The organism is Amycolatopsis sp. NPDC003865 (genome assembly GCF_053605345.1).
Genome location: NZ_JBSGJA010000010.1, coordinates 312,538 through 327,797 on the forward strand (window position 1 = coordinate 312,538; position 15,260 = coordinate 327,797).

The following is a 15,260-nucleotide window of genomic DNA, read 5'->3' on the forward strand; positions in this document are numbered from 1 at the left end:
GTCGCCCCCGTCACGCGAGTCCCAGCTCGTTGTCGATGAAGTCGAAGATCTCGGTCTCGCCTGCCGTTTCGAGCTTCCGCCGCAGGCTTTCCGCCGGTGCCCCGCCGTGGCGGCCCAGCAGGGCCTGCAACCGGCCGGCGACGCGGGTGCCCTGCTCGGCGGTCAGGCCGGCGAGAACCGCTTCGATGCGTTCGAACGCGGCTTCGGCCGGGTCGGCCGGGCCGAGTTCGCGGCCGAGGTGCGCGGCGAGCGCGGCCGGGTTCGCGTAGTCGAAGCCGAGCGTCGCGGGAAGGGCCAGGCCGGTGGCGGCGGCGAGGCCGTTGCGCAGCTCGACCGCGGTGAGCGAATCGAGGCCCAGCTCCTTGAACGCCAGCCCCGGGTCCACTGTGGACGGGCCGGCGTACCCGAGCACGGCGGCGACCTCGGCGCGCACCAGCTCGAGCAGCGCGCGGTCCCGTTCGGGCCCGGTCAGGGCGTCGAGCTTCGCGCGGAAGTCCACCTCCGGGGTGGCCTGCCTGGCTTCGGGCAGCTCGTCGAACAGCCGCCCGGCGCGGAACTGGTCCCAGTCGAAGTCGGCCACCGTGACGACCGGCTCGCTGCCCGTGAGCGCTCGGTGCAGGGCGGCGGTGGCCAGGGCGGGAGCCATCGGCCGGATCCCGCCGCGTTCGGCGCGGGCCGTGGTCCCGGCGGCCATGCCGGCGCCGGCCCACGGGCCCCACGCGATCGAGGTGGCGGGCAGGCCGAGGCCGGCCCGCCGCTCGGCGAGGGCGTCGAGGACGGCGTTGGCGGCGACGTAGTTGCCTTGCCCGGCCGCGCCGAGGGTGGCGGCGAGGGAGGAGAACAGGACGAAGGCGGAGAGGTCCCGGTCGCGGGTCAGCTCGTCGAGGTTGCGCGCCGAGTCCACTTTGGCCCGCAGCACGGTCGCCAGCCGGTGCGGGGTCAAGGAGTCGAGAACACCGTCGTCGAGGACACCGGCGGCGTGCACGACGGCGTCGAGATCGGGCAGCCCGCCGAGGAGTCCGGCGGCGGCGTCGCGGTCGGCGAGATCGACCGCGGCGACGGTGACTTCCGCACCGAGCGAGCGGAGTTCGGCCTCGAGCGCGGCGGCGCCGGGGGCGGCGGGACCGCGTCGTCCGGCGAGCACGACGTGGGAAGCGCCGGCACGGGCCAGCCACCGGGCGACTTCGGCCCCGAGAGCGCCGGTACCCCCGGTGACCAGCACGGTTCCCCGCGGGGCCCACGGCTCGGCGGGAGTGATCGGGGCGCGCACGAGCCGCCGCGCGTAGGTGCCGGAGGGGCGGATGGCGACTTGGTCGTCCCCTTCGCGGGTGGCCAGCGCGGCGATCAGGGCGGCCAGCTCGGGTTCACCGGCGTCCGCGGGCAGGTCGGCGAGACCACCCCACCGGTCGGGGTGTTCCAGGGCGGCGGTCCGGCCGAGGCCCCAGATCCCGGCGGACAGCGGCTCCGCGGGGGTTTCGGCTTCGACGGCGACGGCTCCGGCGGTGACGTGCCACAGCGGCGCGGTGATGCCGGCGTCGCCGAGGGACTGGAGGAGGGTGGTGCTCAGCGCGAGCCCGAGCGGGACGGACGGGAGGTCGGCGACGGCGTGGACGGCCAGGCCGAGCAGGGAAAGAACGCCGATGACCGGGCTGAGGCCGGCTTCGGCGAGCGAGGTGGGCACCGGCTCCGCACCGGCGGCCGGGCCGCGGTCGGCCCACGGCCCGGTGTCGCCGGGCCCGGTCCAGCCGGCCCCGCCGAGCGCGCCAGGCGCCGGCTCGGCACCCGCACCGCCCGCCGGCAAGCGCGCAGCCAGCGTCTCCCGGTCGAGGTCGGCCTCTCCCAGCAGCACCGGGACCGGCTCGGCCCCCGCCTCCGCGAGCGCCGTCAGCACTCCCTTGACCAGCGGATCACCGTCGAACCCGGCGGGCACCGCCACCAGCCACCGGCCGGTCGACCCCGCCCGGGGCCGATCCGTCACCGGCCGCCACGCCACCCGGTAACGCCAGGCGTCCGAAGGCGAGCCGCTCGGCGCCGCGGGCTCCGGCCAGCACACCCGCCGCTCGAACGGGTACGTCGGCAACACCACCTTCCGCGTCCCGGACGACAACTCCGCCCAGTCCACCGGCTGCCCGCTCACGTGCAACGATCCCAGCGCCAGCAGCGCCGAAGAAACCTCCGGCCGGTCCTTGCGCACCATCGGGACCGACCCCGGGGCCAGCGCCGACAACGTGCCGTCCGGGCCCAGCTCGACCAGCCGGGTCACCCCGGCCGCCCGCAGCGTCTCGACCGCCGCGGCGAACCGCACCGGCTCGCGCACCTGGCGGACCCAGTACCCCGGATCCGTCAGCTCCTCCGCGACCCGCCCGGTCACCGTGGACACCACGGGAACGCGCGGCCCGGCGTAGCCGATCCCGCGCGCCACCTCGGCGTAGTCCTCCAGCATCGCGTCCATACGAGCCGAGTGAAACGCATGCGAGACCCGCAAATCCCTAGACTTCACCCCGCGGGCCGTCAGCTCGGCGGCGATCTCGGCGAGGACGCCGGCCTCGCCCGAGAGGACCACCGACCGCGGCCCGTTCACCGCCGCCAGGTCCGCGCGGCCCGCCGCCACCGGCAGGACCTCCTGCTCGGCGGCCTGCACCGCGAGCATCGCGCCCCCGGGCGGCAACGCCTCCATCAGGCCGGCCCGCGCCGCGACCAGCGTGCCCGCGTCCGCCAGCGAGAACACTCCGGCGACGTGCGCCGCGGCCAGTTCGCCGATCGAGTGGCCCGCCAGGTAGTCCGGCCGGACGCCCCACGACTCCAGCAGGCGGAACAGCGCGACCTCGAAGGCGAACAGCGCCGGCTGCGTGTACCCCGTCCGGTCGAGCGCGGCAGCGTCGCCGAACACGACGTCCCGCAGCGGCCGGTCCAGCGACGGGTCCAGCACCGCGCAGGCCGCGTCGAACGCGTCCGCGAAGGCCGGGAACCGCGAGTACAGCTCCGCCCCCATCCCGGCGCGCTGCGAACCCTGCCCGGCGAACAGCAGCCCCGTCGCACCGCCGACGACCTGCCCGGCGACGACTCCGGGGCCCTTCCCGCCCGACGCCACCACGGCCAGCCCGGCCAGCAGGTCCGCCCGCGACGCGCCGGTCACCACCGCCCGGTGGTCGAACGCCGCCCGGCCGGCCAGGGTCAGGCTGACGTCGGCCGGAGCGGCGTCCGAGCCGAAGGCCGCGAGCCGGCGCGCCTGCTCCCGCAGCGCCGGCTCCGACCGCGCCGACAGCGGCCACGCCACGACGCCGACCTCGACCGGAGTGACTTCCGAGACCGGCGGCTCCTCGATGATGACGTGGGCGTTCGTGCCGCTGAAGCCGAACGACGAGATCCCCGCCCGGCGCGGCCGCTCGCCGGCCGGCCACGGCTGCTGCGAGGTCAGCAGCGCCACCGCGCCGCTGCTCCAGTCGACGTGCCGGGACGGGCGGTCCGCGTGCAACGTCTTCGGCAGGACGCCGTGCTCCAGCGCGAGCACCATCTTGATCACCCCGGCGATCCCGGCCGCCGCCTGCGTGTGCCCGATGTTGGACTTCAGCGAACCCAGCCACAACGGCGTGCGGCGGTCCTGGCCGTAGGTCGCCAGCAGCGCCTGTGCCTCGATCGGGTCGCCCAGCGCGGTCCCCGTGCCGTGCGCCTCGACAGCGTCCACATCGGACGGTGACAGCCCGGCGGCGGCCAGCGCGGAACGGATCACGCGCTGCTGGGACGGCCCGTTCGGCGCGGTGAGCCCGTTCGACGCGCCGTCGGAGTTCATCGCCGAGCCGCGCAGCACCGCGAGCACCGGGTGCCCCTGCCGGCGCGCGTCCGACAGCCGTTCGACCAGCACGACGCCGGCGCCTTCGCCCCAGCCCGTGCCGTCCGCGCCGTCGGCGAAGGCCTTGCACCGGCCGTCCGCCGCGAGCCCGCCCTGCCGGGAGAACTCGACGAACGCGCCGGGCGTCGCCATCACCGTCACCCCGCCCGCCAGCGCCATCGCGCACTCCCCCGCGCGCACCGACTGCGCCGCCATGTGCAGCGCGACCAGCGACGCCGAGCACGCCGTGTCCACGGTGACGGCCGGGCCGCCGAGGCCCAGCACGTACGACACCCGGCCCGAGACGACCGAAGCCGCGTTCCCGGTGCCGACGAACCCGCCGAAGTCCTCGCCGGAGCCGGCGAGCACCGCCGGGTAGTCCTGCCCGTTGGTGCCGAGGAACACCCCGACGTCCGGGCCGCCCGAGGGGTCGACGCCCGCGCGTTCCAAGGTCTCCCAGGCCGTCTCCAGCACGAGCCGCTGCTGCGGGTCCATCGCCAGTGCTTCCCGCGGCGAGATGCCGAAGAACGCCGGGTCGAACTCCGTGACGCCGTCGACGAACGCGCCGCCGCCCGTGACGACCCCCGCCGCCGCGAGGCCGGCGACGTCCCAGTGCCGGTCGGCGGGGAAGCCGGAGACCGCGTCGCGCCCGGAAACCAGCAGCTCCCACAGGTCTTCCGGCGTCCGCACGCCGCCGGGGAACCGGCAGCCCATCGCCACGACGACGATCGGGTCCTCAGTGGACACCGCAGCGCGCGAGACCACCGGCTCCTCGCTCGAGGTGCCCGCCAGGTGCGCGGCCAGGTCGGCCGCCGTCGGGTAGTCGTAGACCAGCGTCGCGGGCAGGTCCGTGCCGGTGGCCGCGCCGAGCCGGTTGCGCAGCTCGACGGCAGTCAGCGAGTCGAACCCGAGGTCCTTGAACGACTTGTCCGCCGGGACCTCTTCGGTGTACCCGAGCACCGCGGCGACCTGACGGCGCACCAGGGTCAGCATGTCCACATCGGACGGATCCACCAGCGCGGTACCGGCCGCCTCGGGCAGTTCGGACAGCAGCCGGCCCGGCCGGACGGCGGTGAGCGCGGGGCCGTAGACGGGCCAGTCGACGTCGGCGAGCGCGACCGAGACGTCCCCGGCCGCGAGCGCCCGGTCGAGCGCGGCCACCGCGAGTTCCGGGTCGAGCGGGGTGAGACCGCCGCGGCGCAACCGGTCGCGGACGGCGGCGTCGGCCGCCATCCCCGCGTCGGCCCACGGCCCCCACGCGAGCGAGGTCGCCGGAAGCCCCCGGGCCCGCCGGTACGCGGCCAGCGCGTCGAGGGCGGCGTTCGCCGCCGCGTAGTTGCCCTGCCCGGCCGAGCCCACGGTGCCGGCGAGCGAGGAGAACAGCACGAACGCCGCCAGCTCGCGGTCCGCGGTGGCCTCGTGCAGCACCCGGGCGGAGGTCGCCTTGGCTCGCAGCACGCGGTCGAGCTTTTCCGGCGTGAGCCCGTCGAGCACGCCGTCGTCGAGGACCCCGGCCGCGTGGACCACGACGGACAGGTCCGGCAGGGACGCCACGAGCGCGGTGACCGCGTCCCGGTCGGCGCAGTCGCAGGCCACGACCGTGATCCCGGGCTGGGCAGGGTCGATCGCGCCGCGCCGGCTCGCCAGCACGACGCGCGCCGCGCCGCGGTCGAGTGCCCAGCGCGCGAGGTGGCCGCCGAGCGCACCGGTGCCGCCGGTGATCAGCACCGTTCCGGCCATCGTCCACTCGGGACAATCGCCGGACAGCGGGGCGCGCACGAGCCGGCGGGCGAAGACCCCGGCGGGCCGGATGGCGACCTCGTCTTCGGCGCCGTCGGCGAGCACGCCGCACAGCCGGTCGAGGCCGCGGTCGTCGAGCCGCGCGGGGAGGTCGACCAGCCCGCCCCACCGGCGCGGGTGTTCCACGGCGGCGGACCGGCCGAGGCCCCACACCTGGGCCTGCTCGAAGTGGCCGAGGGGGTCGGACCGGCCGGTCGAGACCGCGCCTCGCGTGACGCACCAGAGCGGCGCGGACCAGCCGAGCTTGCCGAGCGCCTGGATCAGCGCGAGCGTGCCGGCCACCGGCAGCGTCGAAAGCACCCCGGCGGGCTCGTCGCCCGGCAAGGCGGCGACGGCCGGGACGTGCAGCACGTCCGCGCCCCGGTCGCGCAAGCCCTCGACCACGTCGCCGGCATCTTCGCCCACCACGAGCCAGCGGCCGGAGAGCCGGTTCGCGGCCGGCCCGGTGACCGGGCGCCAAGCGACCCGGTAGCGCCAACGGTCCACGAGGGATTCTTCGTGCTGACGGCGGCGCCACGCGGCCAGCGCGGGGACGACCTCGCTCAGCGGGGTCTCCGCCGGCACCTCCAGCGCGTTCGTCAACGCGGCGAGGTCCTCGTGCTCGACCGCCGACCAGAAGCGGTCCGCGTCGGTGTCCACGGTCGTGCCGGCTTCCGGCGAGGTGAGCCAGAAGCGTTCGTGTTGGAAGGCGTACGTCGGGAGGTCGACCCGCCGGGCGCCGCCGAGCAGGGCCGTCCAGTCGGGCGTACCACCCCGGACGTGCAACTCGGCGAGCGCGGCCAGCGCCGACTCGCGTTCGTCACGCGCCGCGCGCAGCACCGCCACGACGGGCACGCCCGCCATCCCGGCGAGGGTCCCGTCCGGGCCGACCTCGACGAACCGCGTCACACCACGGGCTTCCAGGTCCGCCATCCGGTCGGCGAACCGGACCGGTTCGCGCACGTGCCGCACCCAGTACTCCGGGTCGGTGAGGTCGGCGGCGTCGCCGGTGACGATCGGGATCTCCGGCGCCGAGAACGTCACCCCGGACACCACCCGGCGGAACTCGGCCAGCATCGGGTCCATCAGCACCGAGTGGAAGGCGTGCGACACGGAGAGCCGCTTCGTCCTGCGACCGCGGGAAGCCAGTTCGGCCGCGGCCGCGAGCACCGCCTCTTCGTCGCCGGACAGCACGACGGAGCCGGGCGCGTTGACCGCGGCCAGGTTCACGCGCTCGCCCAGCAGCGGGGTGACCTCGGCTTCGGTCGCCTGCACGGCGACCATCGCCCCGCCGGCGGGGAGGGCCTGCATCAGCCGGGCGCGCGCGGCGACCAGCCGGCAGGCATCGGCCAGCGAGAGGATTCCGGCTACGTGCGCCGCGGCCAGTTCGCCGATGGAGTGCCCGGCCAGGAAGTCCGGTTTCACGCCCCAGGACTCCAGCAGCCGGAACAGGGCCACCTCGACGGCGAACAGCGCCGGCTGCGTGTGGCCGGTGTCGTTCAGGGACTCGCCCGAGATCACCTCGGCCAGTGGAACGCCGAAACCCGCGCACACCTCGTCGAAGGCCGAGGCGAACACCGGGAACTCGCGGCGCAGCCCGGCGCCCATCCCGATCCGCTGGGAACCCTGACCGGAGAACAGGAACGCGGTCTTGCCCGCCTTGCCGACGACACCGTCCACAACGGACGCCGACGGCGCTCCGGCCGCCAGCGCGTCCAGTGCGGTCACCGCCGAAGCCGTGTCGGCGGCCAGCACGACGGCCCGGTGTTCGAACGCCGACCGCCCGGTGACCAGCGACCACCCGGTGTCCGCCAGCGACGAGCCCGTCGTCAAGTGCTCCCGCAGCCGGACGGCTTGCTCCCGCAGGGCTTCGCGGGACCGGGCCGAGAGGACGAGGGGAACGGCTCCGGCCGCCTCGGTCGCCGGGGCCGGAGCCGGCTCGTGGCTTTCGAGGATCACGTGCGCGTTGGTGCCGCTGATGCCGAAGGACGACACGCCGGCCCGGCGCGGGGTCTCCCCCGCCGGCCACTCGACGTTCTCCGTGAGCAGCTCGACCCGCCCGGACGTCCAGTCGATGTGCGGCGACGGCTCGTCGACGTGGACCGTGCGCGGCAGCAGCCCGTGCCGCATCGACAGGATCACCTTGAGCACCCCGGCGACACCGGCCGCGGCCTGGGTGTGGCCGATGTTGGACTTCACCGAGCCGAGCCACAGCGGCGTCTCGCGGTCCTGGCCGTAGGTCGCCAGCAGCGCGTGCGCCTCGATCGGGTCGCCCAGGGTGGTGCCCGTTCCGTGCGCCTCGACGACGTCCACGTCGGACGGTGCGAGCCCGGCGCTCGCCAGCGCGGCGCGGATGGCCTGCTGCTGGGCCGGGCCGTTGGGCGCGGTGAGCCCGTTGGACGCGCCGTCGGAGTTGACCGCCGAGCCGCGGACCACCGCCAGCACCGGGTGCCCGTTGGCCAGCGCGTCCGACAGCTTCTCGACCAGGACGAGGCCGACGCCCTCGGACCAGCCGGTGCCGTCGGCCGCGGCCGCGAACGGCTTGCACCGCCCGTCCGGGGCGAGCCCGCGCTGGCGGCTGAACTCGAGGAACATGCCCGGCGTGGACATCACCGTCACCCCGCCGACCAGGGCCAGCGAGCACTCGCCGCGCCGCAGCGACTGGGCCGCCCAGTGCAGCGCGACCAGCGACGACGAGCACGCGGTGTCCACGGTGACCGCCGGGCCCCTGAGGCCGAGCTGGTAGGCGACCCGGCCGGAGATCACGGCGGTCGAGTTGCCGGTGAGCAGGTGCCCCTCGACGCCGTCGGGCAGCGCGGTCAGGCCGGACCCGTAGCCGGTGGACGTGCCGCCGACGAACACGCCGGCCTTCGTCCCGCGCAGCGAGAGCGGGTCGATCCCGGCGCGTTCGATCGTCTCCCACGCCGTTTCGAGCAGCAGCCGCTGCTGCGGGTCGGTGGCCAGCGCCTCGCGCGGGCTCATCCCGAAGAAGCCGGGGTCGAACCCGGCCGCGTCGTAGACGAACCCGCCCTCCCGGACGTAGCTGGTGCCCGCTCGGCCGGCGTCGCCGGAGTACAGCGCCGCGGGCCACCCGCGGTCGGCGGGGAAGCCCGCCATCCCGTCGCCGCCGTCGGCGAGCAGCTGCCACAGCTGGTCGGGGGTGCGGACGCCGCCCGGGAACCGGCAGCCCATCCCGATCACCGCGACCGGCTCGGCGTCGCGCTCCTCCACCTCGCGCAGGCGCTGGTTCGCCGCGCGCAGGTCGGTGGTGACCTTCTTGAGGTAGTCGAGCAGCTTCTTCTCGTTGTCGGAGGTCACGCCCCGAACTCCTTGTCGATCAGGTCGAACAGCTCGTCGGCGGACGCCGCCGCCACTTCTTCGTCCAGCCGCGGTTCACCGGTCCACCACGCGAGCAGGCTCCGCAGGCGCTCGGTGATCTCCTCACGGCCCTCGTAGCCTTCGGGCAGCGCGGCGAGGGAACCGCGCAGCTCGTCGACGGCGTCGGTCACCGGCGGGGCCGCCGGAGCGATCTCGGCGAGCAGGTAGCCGGCCAGCTCCCGGACGGTCGGGTAGTCGAACACCAGCGTCGCGGGCAGCCGCTTCCCGGCGACCGCACCGAGCCGGTTGCGCAGCTCGACCGCGGTGAGCGAGTCGAAGCCCAGTTCGGAGAACGCCTTCGCCGGATCGATGTCCACTGTGGACGTATGCCCCAGTACCGCGGCGACCTGACCGGACACCAGCGCCGTCACGAGGTCCTCGCGGTCCGCGACCGGCGTCGCGGCCAGCCGCTCGGCCAGCCCCGCGGGCGCGGCCTCGGCAACCGGCGCGACCGCCCGCCGTGCCGGAGCGGTCGCGAACTCCCGGAACAGCGGCGCGCCGGAGGACGCCAGCGCGGCCGGGTCGACGCGCATCGGCACCACGGCCGCTTCGCCGGAAGCGACGCCCGCGTCGAGCAAGGCGAGCCCGAGTTCGGCCGACAGCGGCAGCAGCCCCGCGCGGGCCATCCGGCTCAGGTCGGTCTCGGTCAACCCGCTGGTCATGCCCGCCGCGGCCGACCACGGTCCCCACGCGAGCGCCACCGCGGGCAGCCCAAGGGCGTGCCGGTGGGTGGCGAAGGCGTCGACGAACGCGTTGGCGGCCGCGTAGTTCGCCTGCCCGGCGCCGCCGAACAGCCCAGCGGCCCCGGAGAACAGCACGAACGCGGTCAGGTCGGCGTGCCGGGTCAGCTCGCCGAGGTGCACGGCGGCGTCGACCTTGGGCCGCAGCACCTTGTCCAGGCGGGCCGCGTCCAGGGAGCCGACGACGCCGTCGTCGAGCACACCGGCGGTGTGCATGACCGCGCGCAGCGGGTGCTCGGCGGGGATCCCGGCGAGCAACGCGGCCAGCGCGTCGCGGTCGGCCGCGTCGCACGCCGCCACGGTGACGGTCGCGCCCAGCTCGGTCAGCTCGTCCCGCAGCCGCGCCGCGCCTTCGGCCGCGAGCCCGCGGCGGCTGGTGAGCAGCAGGTGCCGCGCGCCGTGCTCGGTGACCAGGTGCCGGGCCAGCAGCCCGCCGAGGCCGCCGGTGCCGCCGGTGATCAGGACCGTGCCTTGCGCGTCGAGCGGCGTGGGCACGGTCAGCACGACCTTGCCGACGTGCTTGGCCTGCTGGAGGTGCTTGAACGCCGCCGGGGCGCGGTGGACGTCCCACGCGGTGACCGGGATCGGCCGCAGGGCGCCCTTCCCGAGCAGGTCGAGGATCTCCCGCAGCATTTCGGCGATCCGGTCCGGGCCGGCCTCGATGAGGTCGAACGCCCGGTAGGCGACGCCCGGGTGGTCCCGGGCGACGACGGCGGGTTCGCGGACGTCGGTCTTGCCCATCTCCAGGAAGCGGCCGCCGCGCGGCAGCAGCCGCAGGGACGCGTCCACGAACTCCCCGGCCAGGGAGTCGAGGACGACGTCGACGCCCCGGCCCTCGGTGGCCGCGAGGAAGCGCTCCTCGAAGTCGAGGGTGCGCGAGGACGCGATCCGGTCGTCGGCGAGGCCGTGGTCGCGCAGGGCGGCCCACTTGCCGGCGCCCGCGGTGCCGAACACGTCGGCGCCGAGGTGCTTCGCGAGCTGGACCGCGGCCATGCCGACGCCGCCGGCGGCCGCGTGGACCAGCACGGTCTCCCCCGGCCGCACACGGGCGAGGTCGACCAGCGCGTAGTAGGCGGTGAGGAACACGATCGGCACGGACGCCGCCTCGGCGAACGACCAGCCGTCCGGGACGCGGGCGACGAGCCGCTGGTCGGCGACGGCGACCGGGCCGAACGCGCCGGGGAACATGCCGAGCACGCGGTCACCCACCGCGAGCCCGGTGACGCCCGGGCCGACTCCGGTGACGACGCCCGCGCCTTCCAGGCCCATCCGCCCGGCCTCGCCCGGGTACATGCCGAGCGCGTTGAGGACGTCGCGGAAGTTGACGCCCGCCGCGCGGACGGCGATCCGCACGTGCCCCTCCGGCAGCGGGCCGTCGACCTCGGGGCAGGGCAGCAGGGTGAGGTTCTCGAGGGTGCCCTTGTCGACGACGTCGAGCCGCCACGGTCCGCCGGCGGGCGCGGTGAGCACGCCGCCCGCGGTTTCCGCGCGCACCAGGCGGGCCGCGTGGGGTTCACCGTCGCGAAGGGACAGTTGCGGTTCGCCGCTGGTGAGGGCGGCGGGGATCGCCGCGTACGACGCTTCCTTGCCGTCGACGTCCACCAGCAGGAACCGGCCCGGGTTCTCGGCCTGGGCCGAGCGGACCAGGCCCCAGACCGCGGCGTTGGCCAGGTCGGTCACCTCGCCGCCGTGAGCCACCGCGCCCGAGGTGACGAACACCAGCTTCGCCGCTTCGAGGGCGTCCTCGGCCAGCCAGCGCTGCACCGTCTTCAGGGCGAGACCGGTGGCCGCGCGGACCGCGTCCGGCAGGTCCGCCGCGCGGTCCGGCACGAGCGGGGCGAAGACCACCTCGGGTGGGGTGCCGCCTTCGGCGACCACCGCGTCGATGTCCACATAGGACTTCAGCGGGCCGGCCGTGCCGAGCTGGACGCCGAGCTTGTGCGGGTCCGGGCCGAGGACGGCCCAGGTGGCGGTGTCCGGTTCGGCGCCGCCGGTCAGCGGGACCCACTCCACTTGGAACAGCGAGTCGTGCAGCCGCCGCGGCTCGGTCAGCAGGTCGGCCGACACCTGCCGCATGGCCAGCGACCCCACGGTGGCGACCGGGGTGCCCGCGCTGTCGGCGATGGTCAGCGCCAGGGCGTCCGGGCCGGCCAGGCTCAGGCGGACGCGCAGCGCGGCGGCACCGGAAGCGTGGAGGGTGACGTCCGACCAGGAGAACGGAAGCCGGCTCTGCCCGGAACCTTCCAGCGGAAGGTAGAGCAGGGCCTGCAGGGCCGCGTCGAGCAACGCCGGGTGCAGCCCGAAGCGCCGCGCGTCGGCACGGGCCGGTTCGGGTAGCGCGATCTCGGCGAAGACGTCGTCGCCGTGGCGCCACGCGGCGGTCAGGCCGCGGAAGGCGTCTCCGTAGGCGAACCCGCCGGCCGCGTAGGTATCGTAGAAGTCCGCCACGGCAATGGGTTCCGCCGTCGCGGGCGGCCACTCGGTCAGCGGTTCACCGGGCTCACCGGCTTCGACGGCGAGCACGCCGGTGGCGTGCCGGACCCAGTCGTCGGTGTCCTCGGCCCGCGAGTGCGCGGTGAACGTCCGGCTGCCGTCCTCGCCGGGCGCGCCCACCGAACACTGCAGCTGGACGCCGCCGCGCTCGGGCAGCACCAGCGGCGCGGCCAGCGTCAGCTCGTCCACGCGCGCGCAGCCGACCTGGTCCGCGGCGCGCACGGCCAGCTCCAGGAACGCCGTGCCCGGCAGCAGCACCTGCCCCATGACCTCGTGCCCGGCCAGCCACGGGTGCGTGGCCAGCGCGAGCCTGCTGGTGAACAGCACCTCCGCGGAGCCGGCCACGGAGACCGCCGCGCCGAGCAGCGGGTGGTCGACGGCGGTGAGGCCCGCGGCGGTGACGTCGCCGGCCGGCAGCCCGGTCAGGCGCGGCCAGAACCGCTGGTACTGGAACGCGTACGTCGGCAGATCGACCCGCCGGGCATCGGTTCCGGCGAACACGGCCGGCCAATCCGGGCTCTGCCCGTGGACGTGCAGCTCACCGACGGCGCTCAGCAGGGTGACCCGCTCGGCGCGGCCCGCGCGCAGGGTGGGCACCGCCGGCGCCGCGTCGACCATCGGCGTGAGGACGGCGTCCGGCCCGATCTCGACGAACCGGTTGACCCCCAGACCGTGCAGGGTCGTGACGGCGTCGGCGAACCGCACCGCCGCGCGCACCTGGCCGACCCAGTACTCCGGTGCGGCCACGGACGTGACGGCACCGGTCACCGTGGACACGATCGGCAGGCCGGGTTCGGCGTAGGTGATCCGCTCGGCCACCTTCGCGAACTCGGCCAGCATCGGATCCATCAACGGTGAGTGGAACGCGTGCGAGACCGTGAGCCGCTTGGTCTTGCGGCCCAGTGCGGTGAAGTGCTGCTCGATCGCGTCGAGGTCGGCGCCGGAGACCACGATCGACGTCGGCCCGTTGATCGCGGCGATGCTCACCGTGTCCGTGAGCAACGGCGTGACCTCGTCCTCGGTCGCCGACACCGCCAGCATGCCGCCACCACGCGGCAACGCCTGCATCAGCCGGCCGCGCGCGGCGACCAGGTGGCACGCGTCGGCCAGGGAGAACACGCCCGCGACGTGGGCGGCGGCCAGCTCGCCGATCGAATGCCCGGCCAGGTACCCGGGGTGCACGCCCCACGACTCCAGCAGCCGGAACAGCGCGACCTCGACCGCGAACAGCGCGGGCTGGGTGTAGCCGGTCTCGTTCAGCAGGTCCTCGTCACCGAAGACGACTTCGGCCAGCGGCCGGTCCAGCTCGGTGTCGAAGTGCGCGCACACCGCGTCGAACGCCTCCGCGTACGCGGGGTACTCGTCGTACAGCTCGCGGCCCATGCCGGGCCGCTGCGCGCCCTGCCCGGTGAAGAGGAACCCGGTCCGGCCCTCGCTCGTGGGACCGGGCAGGGGTCCGTCGACGAGGCCGCGCAGACCCCGTACCAGCTCCTCGGTGTCGGTACCGACCACCACCGCGCGATGTTCGAACGCCGAGCGGCCGGTGGCCAGTGACCAGCCGACGTCGGCCGGCCGGTCCCCGCCGAGGCGGTCGGCGAGCTGGGCCGCCTGGGCCCGCAGCGCGGCTTCGGACCGTCCGGAAAGGACCCAGGGCACCGGGCCGGACCACGTCGGTTCGGGCGCCGCGGGCTCTTCGGGCGCCTGCTCGACGATCACGTGCGCGTTGGTGCCGCTCACGCCGAACGACGAGATCCCGGCCCGGCGCGGGTGCCCGTTCGGCGTCCACTCGACGGCGTCGGACAGCAGCCGCACGTCCCCGGCCGTCCAGTCCACGTGGGACGACGGGACGTCGGCGTGCAGCGTCTTCGGCAGCAGGTCGTGCCCCAGCGCGAGGACCATCTTCATGATCCCGGCGGCCCCCGCGGCGGCCTGGGTGTGCCCGATGTTGGACTTGACCGAGCCGAGCCACAGCGGCCGCTCGCGGTCCTGCCCATAGGTGGCCAGGACGGCCTGTGCCTCGATCGGGTCGCCCAGCACCGTGCCGGTGCCGTGCGCTTCGACGGCGTCCACTTCGGACGGTGCCAGTCCGGCGTCGGCCAGCGCGGCACGGATCACCCGCTGCTGCGAGGGCCCGTTCGGGGCGGTCAGGCCGTTCGACGCGCCGTCCTGGTTCACCGCGCTGCCGCGGACCAGCGCGAGCACCGGGTGGCCGTTGCGGCGGGCGTCGGAGAGCCGTTCGAGGAGCACCATCCCGGCGCCTTCGCCCCAGCCGGTGCCGTCGGCGTCGTCGGAGAACGCCTTGCAGCGGCCGTCGAGCGCGAGCCCGCGCTGGCGGCTGAACTGGATGAACCCGGACGGCGTCGACATGATCGTCACGCCGCCGGCCAGCGCCAGCGCGCACTCCCCCGCCCGCAGCGCCCGCGCGGCGAGGTGCACCGCGACCAGCGACGACGAGCACGCCGTGTCGACCGTGACGGCCGGGCCCTCCAGGCCGAGCGCGTAGGAGATCCGGCCGGAAACCACGGAACCGGCGTTGCCGGTCATCGTGTAGCCCTCGACCCCCTCGTCGTCGCCGAGCGCGAGCAGCGGGGTGTAGTCCTGCCCGTTCGAACCGGCGAACACACCCACCGGGCCACCACGCAGCGACGCCGCGTCGATCCCGGCCCGCTCGACGGCTTCCCACGCCGTCTCGAGCAGCAGCCGCTGCTGCGGATCCATCGCCAGGGCTTCGCGCGGGTTGATGCCGAAGAACGCGGCGTCGAACCGGCTGGCACCGTCGAGGAACCCGCCGCGGCGGGTGTAGGACGTGCCCTGGTGGTCGGGGTCCGGGTCGTAGAGCGCGTCGAGGTCCCAGCCGCGGTCGTCCGGGAAGTCGGTGATCGCGTCTTCGCCTTCGGACAGCAGGGCCCACAGGTCCTCCGGCGACCGCACGCCACCGGGGAACCGGCAGGCCATCGAAACGATGGCGATCGGGTCGTCGTCGACGGCCTTCGCTGTGACGTCCACCGGGGACGGCGTTGTGGCTTCCTCGCCCAGTTCGG

General features: G+C 75.3%; 2 protein-coding genes (1 of these 2 running past the window's edge). Both read right to left on the minus strand.

Translation table 11 applies throughout. The annotated features are described in order from the left end of the window. Positions 1-10 precede the first annotated feature (10 nt). Entirely contained in the window at positions 11-8,926 is an 8,916-nt protein-coding gene (locus ACWEVP_RS25010; RefSeq protein WP_452064972.1) for a type I polyketide synthase, read from the minus strand. Then, positions 8,923-15,260, minus strand: the final stretch of a protein-coding gene (locus ACWEVP_RS25015; RefSeq protein WP_452064973.1) for a type I polyketide synthase. The gene runs 15,250 nt beyond the window's last position; 6,338 of the gene's 21,588 nt are visible here — the last part of the coding sequence; its start codon lies off the right edge, out of view; it ends in the stop codon at positions 8,923-8,925. Before ACWEVP_RS25015 ends, ACWEVP_RS25010 begins: the two co-directional genes overlap by 4 nt.